At 64.2% G+C, this 18738-nt stretch carries 15 protein-coding genes; 5 read left to right on the forward strand and 10 right to left on the reverse strand.

Annotated features, from left to right (window positions below; all coding sequences use genetic code 11):
- Window positions 1-22 precede the first annotated feature (22 nt).
- Window positions 23-985 carry a galactofuranose ABC transporter, galactofuranose-binding protein YtfQ gene (ytfQ, locus tag RE429_RS12510; RefSeq protein ID WP_414471094.1) on the reverse strand — a complete coding sequence of 321 codons (963 nt, stop codon included), beginning with the start codon at window positions 983-985 and terminating at the stop codon, window positions 23-25.
- 157 nt (window positions 986-1142) lie between these two features.
- On the opposite strand from ytfQ, the gene RE429_RS12515 reads away from it, so the two are divergent.
- Complete coding sequence (locus RE429_RS12515; protein WP_414471095.1) at window positions 1143-2876, forward strand: IlvD/Edd family dehydratase; 1734 nt, start codon at window positions 1143-1145, stop codon at window positions 2874-2876.
- A 37-nt stretch (window positions 2877-2913) separates the two neighbouring features.
- Window positions 2914-3852 carry a dihydrodipicolinate synthase family protein gene (locus RE429_RS12520; RefSeq protein WP_414471096.1) on the forward strand — a complete coding sequence of 313 codons (939 nt, stop codon included), beginning with the start codon at window positions 2914-2916 and terminating at the stop codon, window positions 3850-3852.
- Between the two features lie 71 nt (window positions 3853-3923).
- Here the strand turns inward: RE429_RS12520 and RE429_RS12525 are convergent, their stop codons facing one another.
- The 4 genes from RE429_RS12525 to RE429_RS12540 form a co-directional block, all read right to left on the reverse strand.
- Window positions 3924-4112, reverse strand: coding sequence for a hypothetical protein (locus RE429_RS12525; RefSeq protein WP_414471097.1), 189 nt, complete (start codon window positions 4110-4112; stop codon window positions 3924-3926).
- 56 nt (window positions 4113-4168) lie between these two features.
- Window positions 4169-4486, reverse strand: a complete 318-nt coding sequence (locus RE429_RS12530; protein ID WP_414471098.1) for a c-type cytochrome — start codon at window positions 4484-4486, stop codon at window positions 4169-4171.
- A 353-nt stretch (window positions 4487-4839) separates the two neighbouring features.
- Window positions 4840-6510, reverse strand: a complete 1671-nt coding sequence (gene glgP, locus RE429_RS12535; RefSeq protein ID WP_414471099.1) for an alpha-glucan family phosphorylase — start codon at window positions 6508-6510, stop codon at window positions 4840-4842.
- A 48-nt stretch (window positions 6511-6558) separates the two neighbouring features.
- Window positions 6559-7536: a 1-phosphofructokinase family hexose kinase gene (locus RE429_RS12540; protein ID WP_414471100.1), complete on the reverse strand. Its 978-nt coding sequence runs from the start codon at window positions 7534-7536 to the stop codon at window positions 6559-6561.
- 142 nt (window positions 7537-7678) lie between these two features.
- Here RE429_RS12540 and RE429_RS12545 point away from each other — a divergent pair, with 142 nt between their 5' ends.
- Window positions 7679-8116: a hypothetical protein gene (locus tag RE429_RS12545; protein ID WP_414471101.1), complete on the forward strand. Its 438-nt coding sequence runs from the start codon at window positions 7679-7681 to the stop codon at window positions 8114-8116.
- Window positions 8117-8276: 160 nt separating this feature from the next.
- On the opposite strand, the gene RE429_RS12550 is transcribed toward RE429_RS12545, so the two are convergent.
- Entirely contained in the window at window positions 8277-9284 is a 1008-nt protein-coding gene (locus RE429_RS12550; protein ID WP_414471102.1) for a 2-hydroxyacid dehydrogenase, read from the reverse strand.
- Window positions 9285-9727: 443 nt separating this feature from the next.
- Here RE429_RS12550 and rimO point away from each other — a divergent pair, with 443 nt between their 5' ends.
- Entirely contained in the window at window positions 9728-11044 is a 1317-nt protein-coding gene (rimO, locus tag RE429_RS12555) for a 30S ribosomal protein S12 methylthiotransferase RimO (RefSeq protein WP_414471103.1), read from the forward strand.
- A 162-nt stretch (window positions 11045-11206) separates the two neighbouring features.
- Here rimO and RE429_RS12560 read toward each other — a convergent pair whose 3' ends face one another.
- From RE429_RS12560 to RE429_RS12570, 3 genes are all read right to left on the reverse strand, one after another.
- Window positions 11207-12544, reverse strand: a complete 1338-nt coding sequence (locus tag RE429_RS12560) for a dicarboxylate/amino acid:cation symporter (protein WP_414471104.1) — start codon at window positions 12542-12544, stop codon at window positions 11207-11209.
- 171 nt (window positions 12545-12715) lie between these two features.
- The gene (locus RE429_RS12565) at window positions 12716-13111 is read right to left on the reverse strand and encodes a cupin domain-containing protein (protein WP_414471105.1); all 396 of its coding nucleotides are present in this window, start codon (window positions 13109-13111) and stop codon (window positions 12716-12718) included.
- Between the two features lie 172 nt (window positions 13112-13283).
- Entirely contained in the window at window positions 13284-14810 is a 1527-nt protein-coding gene (locus RE429_RS12570) for a hypothetical protein (protein WP_414471106.1), read from the reverse strand.
- 252 nt (window positions 14811-15062) lie between these two features.
- Between RE429_RS12570 and RE429_RS12575 the strand changes: the two genes are divergently transcribed.
- A complete protein-coding gene (locus tag RE429_RS12575) occupies window positions 15063-16964 on the forward strand; it encodes an acyltransferase family protein (RefSeq protein WP_414471107.1) in 1902 nt (633 codons plus the stop codon).
- 240 nt (window positions 16965-17204) lie between these two features.
- Here the strand turns inward: RE429_RS12575 and lpdA are convergent, their stop codons facing one another.
- A complete protein-coding gene (lpdA, locus tag RE429_RS12580; RefSeq protein WP_414471108.1) occupies window positions 17205-18644 on the reverse strand; it encodes a dihydrolipoyl dehydrogenase in 1440 nt (479 codons plus the stop codon).
- Window positions 18645-18738 lie beyond the last annotated feature (94 nt).

Consider the following 18738-nt stretch of genomic DNA (forward strand, 5'->3'; position numbering starts at 1 on the left):
TGCCGCCATCGTGGTCGAAGGCTCAGTACAGGTCCTTGCGCCTCTCGTACTCGGCCGTGGCCGTCTCGGGCGTGAAGACCTTGGATTCGGTCTGAATCCATTTCTTCGGCGCGGTGCCATCCTTCTTGTACGCGATCAGGGCATCGAGCGCTGGGCCCGCCATGTTGGGGGTGAGCTCGACGGTCACGTTCGCCTCGCCGTCGCCCATCGCCTTGAAGATGTCAGGCACTCCGTCGATCGAGACGACCTTGATGTCCTTGCCGGGCTTCAGGCCCGCCTCCTTGATGGCCTGGATCGCCCCGATGGCCATGTCGTCGTTATGGGCATAGACGGCGCAGATGTTCTTGCCGCCGCCTTCGGCCTTGATGAAGCTCTCCATGACTTCCTTGCCCTTCGTGCGGGTGAAGTCGCCGGACTGGGTGCGGATGATCTTCATGCCGGGATTGGCGGCCACGACCTCGTCGAAGCCCTTCTTGCGGTTGATCGCCGGGCTGGAGCCGACGGTGCCCTGCAATTCGACGACGTTGCACTTGCCGCCGGTTTCCTTGGCGAGCCACTCGCCGGCCACCCGTCCCTCATAGACGGTGTCGGAGGTCACGGCCGTGAGATAGAGGGAATCGTCCTTGGTCTCGATGGAGCGGTCGAGCAGAACCACCGGAATCTTCGCCTCCTTGGCCTCCTTGAGAACGGCGTCCCAGCCGGTGGCGACGACCGGAGCCAGAAGGATCGCGTCGACTCCTTGAGCGATGAAGGAACGGACGGCGCGGATCTGATTTTCCTGTTTCTGCTGGGCATCGGAAATGCGCAGGTCGACGCCGCGCTTGTCGGCCTCGGCCTTGGAGACCTTCGTCTCCGCGGCCCGCCAGCCGGATTCCGATCCAACCTGAGAAAAGCCCACGGTCATTTTGTTCTGAGCGTAGGCGACACCCGACGACATCATCAGCGCAGCCATGCCGATTGTCGTCAGAAGATGACGAGCCTTCATGCGTTTCTCCCACTGCTTTGTCTGATTTTAGACTTTAGCAGCCTTAACAGCCGCGTATTTATCATATTATATACAGCGCCAGTGACAACCATCCGACGATAGTCGTATTTCATCATTTTCCCTGAGCCGCTGCCTCGATTTGTTAAGGCGCCACGACATGAACGAAGACGGAAAACACCGGCTGCGCAGCCAAGCCTGGTTCGGGCGCCAGGACAAGATGGGGTTCTATTACCGCTCCTTTCTGAAGAACAGCGGGTTCCCGCAGGATCAGTTCGAAGGGCGTCCGGTGATCGGGATCTGCAACACCTGGTCCGAGCTGACGCCGTGCAACGCGCATTTCCGCACGCTTGCGGAGCACGTGCGCTACGGGGTGCTGGATGCCGGCGGCTTTCCGCTCGAGTTTCCGGTCTCGTCGCTCGGCGAGGTCACCATGCGGCCGACCGCGATGCTCTTTCGCAACCTCGCGGCGATGGACGTGGAGGAGGCGATCCGGGCCCACCCGCTCGACGGCGTGGTCCTGCTCATGGGCTGCGACAAGACCACCCCGGCCCTCCTGATGGGCGCGGCCTCCGCCGACCTGCCGACCATCGGCGTGTCCGGCGGCCCGCAGCTGCGCGGCGTCTATCGCGGCAAGAGCATCGGCTCGGGCACCAACATCATCTCGATGAGCGAGCAGCTGCGCGCCGGGGACGTCACCCTCGCCGAGTTCCACGAGGCCGAAGGCGCCATGAACCGCTCGGCCGGGCATTGCATGACCATGGGCACGGGCTCGACCATGGCCGCGATGGTCGAGGCGCTCGGCGTCGGCCTGCCGGAGAATGCCGCCATCCCGGCCGCCGATGCCCGCCGCAATCACCTCGCCCGCATGGCCGGCCGGCGCATCGTCGAAATGGTGCGGGAGGATCTGGTCCTCTCGAAGCTCCTGACCCGCCAGGCCTTCGAGAACGCCATCCGCACGCTCGCCGCCATCGGCGGCTCGACCAACGCGGTCGTGCATCTGCTTGCGATCGCAGGCCGGGCCGGGATCGACCTGACCCTGGACGATTTCGACCGGCTCGGCCGGGACGTCCACTGCCTCGTCGACCTCATGCCGTCCGGCCGCTTCCTGATGGAGGATTTCTATTATGCGGGCGGCCTGCCGGTGGTGCTGCGCAGCCTCGGCGAGCGCGGCCTGCTCCACAAGGAGGCGCCGACCGTGAACGGCCGGCCGATCTGGGAGAACGTGAAGGACGCCCCCTGCTGGAACCGCGAGGTGATCACCCCGTTCGAGGAGCCGTTCAAGCCGGACGCGGGCATCGCGATCCTGCGCGGCAATCTCGCGCCCGACGGCGCCGTCATCAAGCCGTCGGCGGCCTCGCCCGCGCTGATGCAGCATACGGGCCGGGCGGTGGTGTTCGAGACCATCGAGGAGCTGCACGCGCGGATCGACGACGACAGCCTCGACATCGACGAGAGCTGCGTCATGGTGCTGAAGAACTGCGGCCCGAAGGGTTACCCCGGCATGGCGGAGGTCGGCAACATGCCGCTGCCCCAGAAGCTGCTCAAAAAGGGCGTGCGCGACATGATCCGCATCTCGGATGCGCGCATGTCGGGCACGGCCTACGGCACGGTGGTTCTGCACGTGGCGCCCGAAGCGGCCGCGGGCGGTCCGCTGGCCCTCGTCCGCACCGGCGATCTGATCACGCTCGATGTTGCGGCGCGCAGCCTGCATCTTCATGTGGACGCTCAGGAACTGGAGCGCCGCCGCGCCGCCTGGACGCCGCCGGCGCCCCATGCCTCCCGCGGCTACGTGAAGATGTATGTCGATCACGTCATGCAGGCGGACAAGGGCGTCGACCTCGACTTCCTCGTGGGGCGGACCGGCTCGCCCGTTCCGCGCGACAATCATTAATCGCTCGTTTTATCAAGCAGTTCGGCAAGGAGAGAAAATGTCTTCGCTCGGCAGGTCGTCAATCCGCCCCTATCGCGGTGTATATCCGGTGGCTCCGACCATATTCGACGACGCTGGTCGCCTCGATCCCGAGGGGCAGAAGCGCTGCATCGATTTCATGATCGACGCGGGCTCGGATGGTCTCTGCATCCTGGCCAACTATTCCGAGCAGTTCCTGCTCAGCGACAGCGAACGCGAGAGCGTGACCCGCACCGTTCTGGATCATGTGGCGGGACGGGTTCCGGTCATCGTCACGACGAGCCATTTCTCGACCGACATCTGCGCCGACCGCTCGAAGCGGGCGCAGGAGGCGGGCGCCGCGATGGTGATGATCATGCCGCCGTTCTTCGGTGCGACGCTGCGCGTCTCGGAAGCGGGCATCTACGAGTTCTTCCGCCGCGTGTCGGATGCCATCGACATCCCGATCATGATCCAGGACGCGCCCATGGCCGGAACCTCCCTGTCGCCGGCCTTCCTGGCCCGGATGGCCAGGGAGATCGCCCATGTCTCCTATTTCAAGATCGAGGTCGCCGGCACCGCCGGCAAGCTGCGCGAACTCATCGCGCTCGGCGGCGAGGCCATCGAAGGGCCCTGGGACGGCGAGGAGGCGATCACCCTGATGGCCGACCTCGACGCCGGCGCGACCGGCGCGATGACGGGCGGGGGCTACCCCGACGGCATCCGCCAGATCATCGATCCCTACTTTGCCGGCAACCGCGAGGCGGCGCTCGTGGCCTATGAGCGCTGGCTGCCTCTGATCAACTACGAGAACCGCCAGTGCGGCCTCTTAGCCGCCAAGGCGCTGATGAAGGAAGGCGGCGTGATCCGGTCGGACTTCGTGCGCCATCCGCTCCAGCCGCTGCATCCCGAAACCCGCAAGGGCCTCATCGAGGTCGCAAGCCGCCTCGATCCGCTCGTGCTGCGCTGGGGGCTCTGACGGGGAGGCTTCTCTTCCCGGTCTGAAGAGGGCGCAGCCGCATCCGGCTGCGCTTTTTCGCGCTTCGCGTGTCAGCGGTCCCGCCGTCGCCCGAACGGCCGACTCTCCGGCCAGAAGGCGAGCGCCGTGACCGCGACAGCGATCAGCAAAAGCATCACCATCGTCTGCACGACGCCGAACAGGGGCGCGTCCCTGGCCATGAACAGGCCCGTGACAACGCCCGCCACGATCATGATGATCCGCGCGATCCAGCCGAACATATCGCACTCCGTCTTCCGAGAGGGGCGCCGTTCCGGTTGCCGGAGGAGAGTGCCCACTACTCCTGGATCGATTCCAGATAGGCCATGACATCGTTGACCTGGGCGGCATCGAGCTGAAATTCGGGCATGGAGGGATGGCCCGTGATGATGCCCTCGGCCAGGGCTTCGGCCAGATCCTCGATCGGGTAACGGCGACCGAGAGAGCGAAACGCAGGCGCCTCCTGCAAGGGGCTTTCGCCGACACGACCGACCGCGTGGCACATGGCGCAGTTCGTCTGGACGAATGTGCGTCCGCGCTGAATGCGCCCCTCCTGGGCTGACACGGACTGGGCACTCACGAAGACGGCGACGACAGCGATGCACGAGCGCCACATGACCAGTGCTCCTCCAACCTTCTCGATCGCGTTCTAGAGCATCGGACCCAAAAGTGGACTTGCACTTTTGGGATCGATCCGATGCTCCCTTCTTGGAAAGAGCGCATCGTTCCTGCGAAAAACCGGATCCACTTTTTCGCACGATGCGCTAAGTCCGCGCTTCGACTCTGTTGAAGGCGTGAAGTTCCCTATCCTCGTCTCGGATGGAAACACATTGCCCTTCGACGAAGCGATACTCGTTGAGACGATACCCTGCCTTGGCGTCGATTGCACGCTTGCGATCGTCAATGAGCCGGGTCGCGCCATCCGACTCGCGGGACTGGATTGGAAAACCTGCCGCCCAGGGACAGCTCCTAGCGCAGCCGATAGGCCTCCCGGGCATAAGCGTCCATCATGCGCTGCGTGTTGAACACCGGCCCGATCCTGCCAATGGCCTGCTTCATCATGCGGATCCAGCCGCGGCGATCCTCCGCGTAGAGCGGCAGGATGGATCTCTCGAGCTTCTCGTACAGAATCCGGGCATGTTCGGCGTAATCCCCTTCCGGCCCGATTCCCCATCCGGTCACGCCCTCGTCGCAGCCTTCCGGCCACCACCCGTCGAGCGTGCCGACATTGAGCACGCCGTTGAACGCCGCCTTCATGCCGCTGGTCCCCGAAGCCTCGAGCGGAGGCTGGGGCGTGTTCAGCCAGATATCGCTGCCCGCCACGATGCGTTTTGCGATGTCCAGATCGTAGCCGGGTACGAAGGCGACCGGAATTTCGGCATGATGCGCCTGGCGCACGATATCGCGGATCAGTTCCCGGCCTCCCTCATCATGGGGATGGGCCTTGCCGGACATGACGATCTGGAACGGACGGCGCCGAGAGATGTCCGTCAGCCGTTCCCAGTCGCTGAACAGCATGCCGGCCCGCTTGTATCCCGTCATGCGGCGCGCGAATCCGATGATCGGGAGATCGCGGCCGAAGTGCCGTCCCGCCCGCTCCCGGATCAGGGCGATCAGCTCGTCCTTGGCGTCCAGATGAGCGCTCCAGACGTCATCGTCGGACAGGTGGACCGCGCCCGCGAGCGTTTCCGGCTGCACGTCCCAGTCCGGGGAGATCCGGCCGAACAGGCGCGCGAAGGCCGGATGGGTCCATTGCCCCGGATGAACGCCGTTCGTGACCGCATGAATGCGATATCCGGGAAACATGCGCCGTGTCGTCTCGGCATGGCGAGCCGAGACGCCGTTCGCATAGTCGCTCAGATTCAAAGCGAGCCGTGTCATGTTGAGCCGGTCCTCGCCGGCGAGCGCCTTCAACGAATCGGCATCGATGAAATCTCCGAGAATGCGTGAGACGTCCCCGTAACCGAAGCAATCGTGCCCGGCCGCGACCGGCGTATGCGTGGTGAAGACACAGCGTCTCCTCACCGCTTCGACGTCATGATCCCGTGCTGCCGCGCGGGCTTCTCGCTTCAGCAGCGCGAGCGGCAGAAAAGCGGCATGGCCCTCGTTGAGATGATAGGTATCGATGGCAAAACCCAGCGACCTCAGGACCTGCTCGCCCGCGATGCCGAGAATGATTTCCTGCTTGAGCCGGTACGCCTCATCGCCGCCGTAGAGCCTGTGCGTGACGCCGCGATCCCGCAGATCGTTCCGGTCGATATGCGTGTCGAGCAGGATCACCGGCACCTTGTGCCCGCGCGAGGATGTCCATTCGTAGAGCCACGGACGGACCCAGACGTCCCGGCCCTCGATCGTGGCGGCCATGACGTCCGGGAGAGGCGTCGCCCAATCCTCGGGCTCCCAGGCGTCGGCCTGGTCGATCTGCCACCCCTTCGCGTCGATCTCCTGCCGCAGATAACCCTGGCGGCTGGCAAGCGTGACGAAAACCATCGGGAGGCGCAGATCGGCGGCCGACCGGACGGTGTCGCCGGCGAGAACGCCGAGCCCGCCGGAATAGGTATGCATCTCGCGCCGGAGGGCGATTTCCATCGAGAGATAGGCGATCCGCGTGTGAGGCAGGTAGGATTCGATGGCGGACACTGATGCTTCTCCATGGCGTCTCGAAGCGTGAGACGCCTGCGGTGGCCGTCAGGAACGAGGGCAGGAACGAGGGATGGCCTTCAGCGGTGCGATGGGAGCCGACGCCGTTTGCCGCGCGTAGAGGCGCTCGACATCCTCCCGTCGGCACAGTCCCGTTCCGGGAGTCATGAGCGTCGCGGCCCCCGCGGCCATGCCGAGGCGCACAGCGCTGCGCAGATCGAGACCCTGGACGAGCCCGAAGCAGACGGCAGCCACCATGCTGTCCCCTGCCCCCACCGCCGAACACACGGGAACGTCGATGGCGGGCAACCTCTCGTATCCCTGTGAGGTCACCAGAAGCGCCCCGTCAGCGCCCAGCGAGACGAGCATCGCTTCGGAGACGCCCCGGGCGATCAGCTCGGAGGCTCCGTCGACCTGCTCGGCCTCGCTGCTCAGCTCCCTCCCGAGCCATTCCCGCAGCTCCCGAAGGCTGGGCTTGATCAGATATGCGCCGGATCGCAAATGGCGCAGGGCCTCTCCGGAGGTGTCGAGCACGAAACGTGCGCCCACCCGCCCGGCGAGATCGGCAGCGTCCTGGACGAAATCCGGCGACACCCCGGGAGGGAGGCTGCCGCTCAGGACGACCATCCGGGCGCCCTCGGCGGCACGGGCGATCTCGTCGAGGCAGGCCCGGCGTTCCGCCGGGGTCAGCTCCGGCCCCGGCATGACGAAACGATATTGAAGGCCGCTTCTGCGCTCGTCGATCGTGATGCTCTCCCGCGTGACGCCACCGATGGGAATCGTCCGCGCCGGGATGTCCATTCCATCGAGAAGGTCTTCGATCATCGCCCCGGTCGGACCTCCGGCCGGAAAGACGGCGAGCGCCCGCCCGCCGAGGGTCTGGACGACCCGCGCCACGTTGATCCCGCCCCCGCCGGGATCGTGCCGGACGGCGCCGCAACGGACCTTGTCCGTCGGCACCACCGCGTCCGCGCTCGTCGAAACATCGAGCGCCGGATTCAGGGTGATCGTTACGATATCCGGCACGCCCGCGACCTCCATGTGCTCGCCCCGTCGAATTGTTATAGGGCGCGCGACGGGAGCCCCTACCCGCATGAGACGGGAAACCTAGATCCTGCGTCGGGGCTTTGCCTCTCGTGGGATCCTCGAACGTCAAGGTGAGATCGGCATGTCATCGGCTCTGTCTTCCACGCTGCCCGGAACTCTCGAACCCGACCTCGCGAAGGTGCTGGATTACTGGAAGGACCTCATCCGGAGCGAGAATTCCATGCCGTTCTCGGACGACGTGGACCTGTCCCGCCTGCCGGACCTATCGCCCTCGCTCATGCTTCTGACCGCTTTCGAGAACCCCGACAGGTTCCGGTTCGAGACGGCGGGTGATGCGGTCGTCCGGGATTACGGCGCTGCACTCGCGGGCCGGTTCTCCGACGAGGTGCCGCAGAAGCCTCCCCTGGAGGAGTTCACGGAGCAGTGCCTCATGACGGTCGCTCGGAAGAGCCCGACATATTTTCGCTCCCCGGCGGCAGGCTATGCCCGCCTGGTGCTGCCGACATGGGGCGAAGGCCATGTGATGACGCTGCTCGGTGCCGTCACGAAGGCTCCTTGAAGCATCGGAGGTGCCATCGAACTCACATCCGATGCTTCAACCTTTTGATCTTCGAGCATCTTTTCCCGCAAAACCGGTTCCCACTTTTTGCGTTCGATGCTCTCCTTTCCTGAGCATCTTTTCCCGCAAAACCGGTTCCCACTTTTTTGCGTTCGATGCTCTACCGCGCGATCTTTTCGATGGAGACCTCGCAGGCCGCCCTGCCGGTCCGCTCGAACGCCGTGACATTGGCGATGGTCGTTTCTGCGATGTTCGTCAGCGCTTCCCTGGTGAAGAAGGCCTGGTGCCCCGTCATGAGCACGTTCGGGAAGGTGAGCAGCCGAGCGAACACGTCATCGTCGATGAAGCGCGCCGAGAGGTCCTCGAAGAACAGGTCGGCCTCTTCCTCGTAGACGTCGAGACCGAGATAGCCGATCACCCCGTCCTTCAGCCCTCGCAGGACGGCCTGCGTATCGATGACGGCCCCGCGGCTCGTGTTGATCAGCATCACGCCCCGCTTCATGCGCCGCAGAGCCGCTTCATTGACCAGATGGCGCGTCGCGGGCGTGAGCGGGCAATGCAGGGTGATGATGTCGGACGCCGAGAACAGGTCCTCGACCGGCACATAGGTCACGCCCATGCCGAGGCAGGTCGGGTTCGGCTGGGGATCGAACGCGATCACGCGGCATCCGAGCCCGATCAGGATGCGGCACATCACCTCGCCGATCTTGCCGGTTCCCACGACCCCGGCCGTCTTGCCCGCGAGATCGAAGCCGAGGAGGCCCTCCAGGGCGAAGTTGCCCTCCCGCACCCGATTGTAGGCGCGGTGGGTCATGCGGTTGAGCGTGAGGATCAGGGCGAGCGTGTATTCGGCGACCGCGTGGGGTGAATAGGCCGGCACCCGGGCGATCGTGATCCCCAGACGCCTGGCCGCCTCGAGATCCACGTTGTTGAATCCTGCCGAACGCAAGACGACGAGCCGAATGCCCCTGGCGCCAAGCGCCGCCAGCACGTCGGCGCTCACGTCGTCGTTGACGAAGGCGCAGACCGCATCCGCGTCCGCCACGAGTTCGCAGGTCTCAACGGAGAGCCGCGCCTCGAAAAAGATCAGGCGGTGTCCGGTGCCCGCACAGGCCGCCTCCAGAAAGCGCTGGTCGTAAGGCTTCGTGCTGAAGACTGCGATCCGCAATGGCTCCTCCTCGTGTCGGGGCCCGGGGCCATACGCCCACAGGCTTCGGATCTTAAACGATCACGCGGCGGAAACGTTGACCCGCAACAAGGGCGAATCCGCCCCCGGCACAGCGCCGGCCATGGAACAAGCTAGGCCGTTCAAGGGCTTACGCCTCTTCGACCCTGAGGACAGCAAGTCTGTCCGGTGTTGTAAACGCGGGCCCTCTGTTGTAAGGCATTCCCGCGCCTCAGTCGCGCGCTCCCTCGCCCGGAGCGCCTGCGCGGAGCGTGACGTCAACTTGAGAAGGTTCTCTCGGAGCGCCGGGATACCGGGCTCGCTGCGCGCCGGATGGCCTGCGCCGTGCGCCCGCTCAGGGCTCCCTTGCCATGATTTCGCACGGAAAGCCCCGCTACGGCCGCCTTCCCGATGTCCTTACAGTCTCTAAAAGTGGAATTTCGCGGATGAATGCTCCCGCACCCAAAGTCTCGTTCGTCTCCCTGGGCTGCCCGAAGGCCCTGGTCGATTCCGAGCGCATCATCACCCAGCTTCGCGCTCAAGGTTATCAGCTGACCAAGGAGCATGACGGGGCGGACGTGGTCATCGTCAATACCTGCGGCTTCCTCGACAGCGCCAAGGCCGAGTCCCTCGAGGCCATCGGCGAGGCCATGGCCGAGAACGGCAAGGTCATCGTGACCGGCTGCATGGGCGCCGAGCCCGAGCAGATCCGCGAGCATTTTCCGAACGTGCTCGCGATCACGGGTCCGCAGGCCTACGAATCCGTCGTATCCGCCGTTCACGAGGCCGCCCCTCCCGCGCACGACCCCTTCGTCGACCTGGTGCCTCCGCAGGGGGTGAAGCTTACGCCGCGCCACTATGCCTATTTGAAGATTTCCGAGGGCTGCAACAACCGCTGCACCTTCTGCATCATCCCGAAGCTGCGCGGCGACCTGGTCAGCCGCCCCATCGGGGACGTGCTGCGCGAGGCCGAAAAGCTCGCCAGGGCCGGCGTGAAGGAGCTGCTGGTCATCTCCCAGGACACCAGCGCCTACGGCCTCGACATCAAGTACCAGCCGAGCCTCTGGAAGGATCGCGAGGTCCGCACGCGCTTCTACGACCTCGGCAAGGAGCTGGGCGAGCTCGGCATGTGGGTGCGCATGCACTACGTCTATCCCTACCCGCATGTGGACGAGATCATCCCGCTCATGGCGGAGGGCAAGATCCTTCCCTATCTCGACATTCCCTTCCAGCACGCCTCGCCGAGCGTGCTCAAGGCCATGCGCCGTCCCGGCAACCAGGAGAAGACCCTGGATCGCATCAGGAAGTGGCGTGAGATCTGCCCGGATCTCGCCATCCGGTCGACCTTCATCGTCGGCTTCCCGGGCGAGACGGAAGACGACGTGGATTTCCTGATGCAGTGGCTTCGGGAGGCCAAGATCGACCGCGCCGGATGCTTCCAGTACGAACCCGTCCAGGGTGCACCCGCCAACGACATCGCGGGCGCGGTGCCCGACGAGGTCAAGGAGGAGCGCTGGCACCGGTTCATGCAGACCCAGCAGACGGTCAGCGCCCGGCTTCTGAAGGGACGCGTCGGCAAGACCCTGCCGGTCATCATCGACGAACAGGGCGCCACCGTCGCTACGGGCCGCACCAAGTACGACGCGCCCGAGATCGACGGCGTCGTCTACGTGGCGTCAAAGACCCCGCTGAAGCCGGGCGAGATCGTCAACGTGACGATCGAGAGCTCGGACGAATACGATCTGCACGGGACGGCCGTTTAAGCTCGGATCATCCTGCTACTAGTGCATCCCCGCGCAGGCGGGGATGACATAATCTCGATGGGGCCGCTGCGCAGAACCCGCTCCCACTTCCCGCGTTCGATGCTCCACTTGCTTGAGCATCTTTTCACGCAGAACCGGTTCCCACTTCCCGCGTTCGATGCTCTAATCGGTCTGCACCGCCGTCTCGATGTCGGACGGATCGATCTGGCGGTCGAGACCGGCCCTGAGCTTGTCGCGGTCGAGTTCGCCTTCCCACCAGGCCACGACGATCGTGGCGACGCCGTTGCCGGTGATGTTGGTGAGCGCCCTCACCTCGCTCATGAACTTGTCGATGCCGAGCAGAACCGCCATGCCGGGCACGAGGGCCGGGCTTACGACGGTGAGCGTGGCTGCGAGCGTGATGAAACCCGCACCCGTGACGCCGCTTGCTCCCTTCGAGGTCAGCAGCGCCACCACCAGGATGGTGAGTTGCTGTCCGAGGGTGAGATCGAATTTGAGCGCCTGCGCGATGAACAGGGTCGCGAGCGTCATGTAGATATTCGTGCCGTCGAGGTTGAAGGAATACCCGGTGGGCACGACGAGGCCGACGACGGATTTGGAGCAGCCGAGCCGCTCCAGCTTCTCCATGAGCTGCGGCAGCGCGCTCTCGGACGAACTGGTGCCGAGCACGATCAGAAGCTCGTCCTTGAGGTATCCGACGAATTTGAAGATCGAGAATCCCACGATCCGGGCGATGATGCCCAGCACGACGAACACGAACAGGGCGGCCGTCGCGTAGAAAGTGACGATCAGCCCGAAGAGGTTTCCCAGCGCCGTGGGACCATAGCGGCCGATCGTATAGGCCATGGCGCCGAACGCGCCGATCGGCGCAGCCTTCATGATGATGGCGATGACCCCGAACATGGCGTGGGCCGTATCGTCGATGAAGCTGCGCAGCTTGTCGGCCCGCTCGCCCAGGGCGAGCAGGGCAAAGCCGAAGAGTATCGCGAACAGCAGGACCTGCAGGATCTCGCCCTGCGCGAAGGCGCCTACCACGCTGTCGGGGATGATGTGCAGGAGGAAGTCCACCGGATGCTGCTCGGCGGCCTGTCTGGTGTAGGTCGCCACGGCGTTCGGGTCCGGCGTTCCCGAAAAGCCCGCTCCGGGCCGCACGAGATTGCCGATAAGCAGGCCGATGATGAGCGCGAAGGTGGACACCACCTCGAAATAGACCAGCGCCTTGATGCCGACGCGCCCCACCTTCTTGGCGTCCTGGATATGGGAGATGCCCGATACGACGGTGCAGAAGATGATGGGCGTGATGACCATCTTGATGAGCTTGATGAAGCCGTCGCCGAGCGCCTTGATCCAGTCGCTCTCGGCGATGTGCGGCGCGAGCCAGCCCAGGAGGATGCCGAAGAAGATGGCGATCAGAACCTGGATGTAGAGCACCTTGTACCAGGGCTTGTGGCTGCGGGCGGGAAGAGCCGCGCGTTCGGCAGTGACAGAAATGGTCCTCATGGCGCTTGACCCCGAACCTGGAACGGATCGCAGGCCTGCCTGCCCTCCGCCGGACCGCCTCGACCGGCCCGTGTCGGGCGGAATCGCCAAGCTTCAGGCATTGCGACCTCCAGCCCGATAACGCAGCAAACCGCCCCGGGTCGCATGGGAGCGGCGCTGTCGGGAAGGCGGTCAGGATCCGTATTGCTCGTCGGTGACGTGCTCCATCCAATCGACCGCCTTGCCGTCGAGCACTTCCTGAATGGCGATGTGGGTCATGGCCGTCGTCGGAGCCGCGCCGTGCCAGTGCTTCTCGCCGGGTTCGAACCAGACCACATCGCCCGGACGGATGTCCTCGACCGGGCCGCCCTCGCGCTGAACCCGGCCGCAGCCCGCTGTGACGATCAGCACCTGTCCGAGCGGATGGGTATGCCAGGCGGTCCGGGCGCCGGGCTCGAACGTGACCGCGTTGCCCGCCGCCCGCGCCGGAGCACTTGCGGGAAACAGCGGGTCGATGCGGACCGTGCCGGTGAACCATTCCGCGGGCCCTCGACCGGAAGGCTGTGAACCGCTTCGCTTGATCTCCATGCTCGCTCTCCCTCGTCCTCGGATGCTGGAGCATCGGACGTGAAAAGTGGATTGCACTTTCGGGATTCCCTCCGATGCTCCCTTCATAGATGAGCGCATCATTCATAACGGATGAGGAGGCCGCGGCGAAGCCCTGCGCCGCGATACGCTTTTCCCCCTCGGGGAGCGGCCGTCAGATGATGAGGAACGCGGCCGCGCTCAGGTCGATCTTGCCGACGGTGGCGAACTTGATCTGGTGCTGAGGTCCGGTTCCGTCCGGATCGTAATACAGCGCCCCGGTGCTCTTGTTGTAGATGATCCTGTCGCCCTCGGCATGAGCCTTGCCGCCCGCCCAGAAACTGTCGGCGCTCAAAATTCCCTTTTTGCCGATATTCCCGAAGACGGAACGGCTCAGCCGAATTTGATCGGTCCAGGGGTTGAAGTCGGTAATGACATCGACGTTGTCGGGTCCCAGAGGCGTGTCGAACACGAAGCAGTCGTAACCCTCGCCGCCCGACAGCCTGTCGTTGCCGTCGCCGCCCTTGATCGTGTCGTTGCCCGTGTCGCCGAAGAGCTTGTCGTTCCCGGCGTCGCCGCTGAGGAAATCGTCGTTCCAGGAGCCGTACAGGACGTCGTTGCCGTCGCCGCCATAGAGGTAGCCGTTACCCGGTCCGCCATAGAGCGTATCGTTGCCGTCCTGCCCGTAGAGACGGTCCACGCCGTCGCCGCCGTAGAGCACGTCGCGCCCGTCGCCGCCATAGAGGCTGTCGCGGCCGTTTCCGCCATAGATGGTGTCGTTGCCGCCCGCGCCCTTGATCAGATTGGCGGCATCGTTGCCCGTGATGGTATTGTCTGCGCTGTTGCCGACGAGCGTGACGGCTCGGCCGCCCGTCGCCTTCAGGTTCTCGATGGCGCTGCCGGCGGTGAGCGTGTAGCTGACGCTTGCAAGGACGGTATCGGTGCCGCCCCTCGCGCTCTCGACGATCCTGGTGTGCGTGTTGGCGATCACATAGGTGTCGTTCCCGAGGCCTCCTTCCAGCGTGTCCGAACCGCCCCCGCCGATGAGCACATTGTCGCCGTCATTGCCGATGATGTGATTGGCGAACTTGTTACCGGTGAGCGTGAGCCTGCTCGTCCCCGCGCGGGCCTGAAGGACCTCGATATACATCTCGTCGGGCAGCGTATAATGCGTGCCGGTAATGACCGTATCCCGGCCGCCGCGATAATATTCGACGACCCGATCCCTGACATCGTCGACGTAATAGGTGTCGTCGCCGGTCCCACCCACCATGGTATCGGCGCCCTTGCCGCCGTTGAGCACGTCGTTTCCGGCATAGCCTTCCAGGTAATCGCCATTGGATGATCCACGCAGGACATCGTCCCCGGCCATGATCGTCGCGGCTGCGACCGCGCTGGTGCGGTGGAACGCGGCGAGGCCATTGCCATACGTGAACCGCGCGAGGGTGTCGGACGCGCTGCCGAAAACGATCCAGGGCTTGTCCGGCGCCCCGAACGTGATCGCGGAAACGTCGCCTTGCGTGAGCGAGAGGCTCGCTCCGTAATAGGTGACCGGCACCGTGCCCTTGCTCGTGCGGATGTTGAACGAGGCGATGTTCGGATCGAGATCCTGGGACAGCGAGATCCCCGTCGCGGGCGCGGCGAAAAGATCCTTGAGCCGGAAGCCGGACGGAAGGCTGCCATAGAACTGGACGTAGGCCATACAACTTTCCTGTCGGTCGTTTCACGCATGCGGGGCATGTCCGCGCGCGAAGTCATACCGTGCAGGAATCTTTGCCGCAATCGCAATCGGGCGGATGCTCCGGACCGATCGCGAAAACCTTCGCCGCGAACCCATCACCCTATCGCATATCATACAATAGACCTGCTTGCGCCGAGGAAGCGCTGCTGTTGCCATGGCGCCCCGGACATCGATTCCCCGGTTCCTTATGCGCTGACAGCCAGGATTCCCAGGATGCCAACGGTGCAGTACAGGCGTGAGATCGACGGCTTGCGGGCCGTCGCGGTTTTATCCGTTATCTTGTTTCACGCCGGTGTCGAGAGTTTCGCCGGCGGCTTCGTCGGCGTCGACGTGTTCTTCGTCATCAGCGGCTATCTCATTACGTCTCTGATCCTCGGCGAGAAGGCCGCCGGTCATTTCAGCTTCCTGCGGTTCTACGAGCGGCGAGCCAGAAGGATCCTGCCCGCGCTGTTCCTCGTGATCGTCGCAACGATCCCGGTCGCATGGCAATTGCTGCTCCCGGACCCGATGAAGGACTTCGCCCAGAGCGTCGCTTTCGTGTCCTTCTTCTCGTCCAACATCCTGTTCTGGAAGGAAAGCGGGTATTTCGACACGAACGCGGAGCTGAAACCGCTGCTGCATACCTGGAGCCTGGCGGTCGAGGAGCAATATTACCTCCTCTTTCCGCTGATCCTGCTCGCTTTTCTGAGAAAGGGCAGAAGGTGGGTCGGGATCGCCCTCGCGTCGCTCTGCCTCGCGAGTTTCGTGGCCGCGCAATCCGGCTCGACGAGCAATCCCGTCAAGACCTTCTATCTGCTTCCGACGCGCGGCTGGGAGATGCTGATCGGAGCCCTGATCGCGCTGTATGGCTTCAACCGCGAGATCGCCTGGGCGTCATCCGCCACGGTGACGAGATATGTCAACGAGGCTGCAAGCCTGATCGGCCTCGGCATGATCGCGTGGGCGGTCTTCGCCTTCGATGAAAGAACCCCTTTTCCAGGCGTTTACGCGCTTGTGCCGACCGTCGGCGCGGGGCTGATCATCCTGTGCGCGTCTCCCGAGACATTCATCGGGCGGGCTCTCGGCTGGAAACTGCCGGTCGGAATCGGTCTGGTCAGTTACAGCTTCTATCTGTGGCACCAGCCCATGTTCGCACTGGCGCGCTACTGGAAGCCGGATATCGAGAAGGGTGTGCTGCTGCTTTTGGCCGGCCTTGCCGGCGTGCTGGCCTATCTGAGCTGGCGCTATGTGGAGCGTCCGTTCCGGGACAGGACGAGAGTGGGCAGACCGCAGATCCTCGCCTTCTCGGTCATCGGCAGCGTCCTCCTGGCCCTGTTCGGCTGGGCCGGCCACGCATCCGACGGATTCCCGGCGCGCTATTCCCCCGAGGACCAATCGTTGACAATGCCCAGGGACCGTCAGGCCGACTATGTCTGGCAGCGGTTCAACGAACGCGCCCTGAAAGACTTCGACCCGCAAGGCGGACGCAAGATTCTCGTGATCGGGGACAGTTTTTCCGCGGATCTCGTTAACGCCCTCTATGAATCCGGCCTCGGTAACGGGATTCAGATCTCGACCTACGGAGTGAGCGGAAGTTGCGGCAATCTCTACTTGACGATGGATCTTCTTGCCAAAGTACATCCGAAGGATCGCGCATTCTGCGCGAAGCAGAACTGGTATGCTGACGACAAGCTCCACACCCTGATGCAGCAAGCCGATGCGATATGGCTGATTTCGAGCTGGCAGGCTTGGCAAACGAACCTGCTGCCCGAAAGCAAGCGAAACCTCGAAAGAGAGTTTGGCAGGAAGGTGCTCGTCTTTGGACGCAAGGACGTTGGCACGATCAACTTGAGACAGATGATAGCCTTGTCGGAGAAACAGCGTATCGAGCTTCAGACGACCATGCGATCCAGTCATATCAAGGTCAACGCGTCGATGCTGAAAACGCTGGGGCAGGACTTCGTTGACGTTTCAAAGCTCCTTTGTGGACATCGCACCAAATGTCACCCGTTTACGAAGGACGGAAAGTTGATCTCGTTCGACGGCGGGCACTTGACGCAGGATGGCGCCCGATATCTCGGGCAACGGATTGCCGAGAGCATCGAGACGCGCAGACTCATGGGCTTCTCGAACTAGAGCATCGCGCGAAAAAGTGGGCACCGGTTCTTCGCGAAGAACGATGCGCTGTTCTATAGGCGGAGCATCGCGCGCAAAAGCGGGCTCCGGTTTTGCGTGAAAAGATGCTCAAGCCATAGGCAGCCGGCACCGGAGGCGGGATCGATGCCGCGTCCAATGCCGTGGGCACCTTGCATCGGCCAAAAGCCCGTATCGTCGTTCACGACAGAAGAAAGGCGGAGCCCTGCTCCGCCCGCTCGGTCAGATGTGGATGGCCCGCCCGTAGGCGTCGAGGACGGCCTCGTGCATGGTCTCCGAAATCGTCGGATGCGGGAAGACCGCGTGGATCAGCTCCTCTTCCGTCGTTTCCAGATTCATGGCGATCACGAAGCCCTGGATCATTTCGGTTACCTCCGCGCCCACCATGTGCGCGCCGAGCAGCTGGCCGGTCTTCCTGTCGAAGATCGTCTTCACCATGCCGTCCGGCTCGCCGAGCGCGATGGCCTTGCCGTTGCCTACGAAGGGAAAGCGGCCGACCCGGATGTCGTAGCCCTGCTCCTTCGCCTTGGCTTCGGTGAGGCCCACGGACGCGACCTGCGGATTGCAATAGGTGCAGCCGGGGATCTTGCCCTTGTCCATCGGGTGCGTATGCAGGCCCTTGATGGTTTCGACGCAGATCACGCCTTCGTGCTCGGCCTTGTGCGCCAGCATGGGCGCGCCCGCCACGTCGCCGATGGCATAGATGCCGGGCACGTTCGTGCGGCCGAGGCCGTCGGTCACGATGACGCCGCGCTCGATTGTGACCCCGATCTTCTCGAGGCCGAGATTCTCGATATTGCCGACGACGCCGACCGCCGAGATCATCCGCTCGGCCGTGATCGTCTGCGTGCCGCCCTTGCCGTCGTCGATGGTGGCGGTCACCGAATTCGCGCCCTTCTCCACCTTCGCGACCTTCGCGCCGGTGAAGATCTTCATGCCCTGCTTCTCGAAGCGCTTGCGGGCCAGCGCTGCGATCTCCGCGTCCTCGACGGGCATGATCTGCGGCATCACCTCGACCACCGTCACCTCGACTCCCATGGTGCGGTAGAACGAGGCGAACTCGATGCCGATGGCGCCAGAGCCCATGACGAGCAGCGACTTCGGCATGGAGGGCGGCACCATCGCCTCGAAATAGGTCCAGATCAGCTTGCCGTCCGGCTCGATGCCCGGCAGCGCGCGCGGACGGGCGCCGGTGGCGACGATGATGTGCTTGGCGGAATAGGTGCCCGGTTCCAGCACGCCCTTCGGGGTCGGGTGCTGCGGCTGCATGGCCGGCTTCTTGGAAGCCGTCACCACCACCTCGCCGGGCTTCGAGATCGAGGCCTCACCCCAGATCACGTCGACCTTGTTCTTCTTGAGCAGCATGCCGACGCCGCCGTTGAGACGCCCCGACACGCCGCGCGAGCGCTGCACGATCGCGGCCGCATCGAAGCCGATGCCCTGGGCGGAGAGCCCGTAATCCTTGGCATGCTCCATGTAGTGGTAGATTTCCGCCGAGCGCAGGAGCGCCTTGGTGGGAATGCAGCCCCAGTTGAGGCAGATGCCGCCCAGGTGCTCGCGTTCCACGACGGCGGTCTTGAACCCGAGCTGCGCGGCGCGGATCGCCGCCACGTAGCCCCCCGGCCCGCCGCCGATGACGATGATGTCGTATTGATTTGCCATGGAATTCCCCCGTCATGCCCGGGCTTGCCCCGGGCATCGACGTCTCTTCGCGCCGGGTCTCGTTGAAGGAAGGCGTGGATGGCCGGCACGGGGC

The sequence above is a fragment of the Microvirga sp. M2 genome, from assembly GCF_047497095.1.
GTDB lineage: Bacteria > Pseudomonadota > Alphaproteobacteria > Rhizobiales > Beijerinckiaceae > Microvirga.

Excerpts from the sequence above, each read along its gene's own strand:
- ytfQ (WP_414471094.1), bottom strand. The coding sequence starts at position 985 with ATGAAGGCTCGTCATCTTCTGACGACAATCGGCATGGCTGCGCTGATG.
- RE429_RS12515 (WP_414471095.1), top strand. The coding sequence starts at position 1,143 with ATGAACGAAGACGGAAAACACCGGCTGCGCAGCCAAGCCTGGTTCGGG.
- RE429_RS12520 (WP_414471096.1), top strand. The coding sequence starts at position 2,914 with ATGTCTTCGCTCGGCAGGTCGTCAATCCGCCCCTATCGCGGTGTATAT.
- RE429_RS12525 (WP_414471097.1), bottom strand. The coding sequence starts at position 4,112 with ATGTTCGGCTGGATCGCGCGGATCATCATGATCGTGGCGGGCGTTGTC.
- RE429_RS12530 (WP_414471098.1), bottom strand. The coding sequence starts at position 4,486 with ATGTGGCGCTCGTGCATCGCTGTCGTCGCCGTCTTCGTGAGTGCCCAG.
- RE429_RS12545 (WP_414471101.1), top strand. The coding sequence starts at position 7,679 with ATGTCATCGGCTCTGTCTTCCACGCTGCCCGGAACTCTCGAACCCGAC.
- rimO (WP_414471103.1), top strand. The coding sequence starts at position 9,728 with ATGAATGCTCCCGCACCCAAAGTCTCGTTCGTCTCCCTGGGCTGCCCG.
- RE429_RS12560 (WP_414471104.1), bottom strand. The coding sequence starts at position 12,544 with ATGAGGACCATTTCTGTCACTGCCGAACGCGCGGCTCTTCCCGCCCGC.
- RE429_RS12565 (WP_414471105.1), bottom strand. The coding sequence starts at position 13,111 with ATGGAGATCAAGCGAAGCGGTTCACAGCCTTCCGGTCGAGGGCCCGCG.
- RE429_RS12570 (WP_414471106.1), bottom strand. The coding sequence starts at position 14,810 with ATGGCCTACGTCCAGTTCTATGGCAGCCTTCCGTCCGGCTTCCGGCTC.
- RE429_RS12575 (WP_414471107.1), top strand. The coding sequence starts at position 15,063 with ATGCCAACGGTGCAGTACAGGCGTGAGATCGACGGCTTGCGGGCCGTC.
- lpdA (WP_414471108.1), bottom strand. The coding sequence starts at position 18,644 with ATGGCAAATCAATACGACATCATCGTCATCGGCGGCGGGCCGGGGGGC.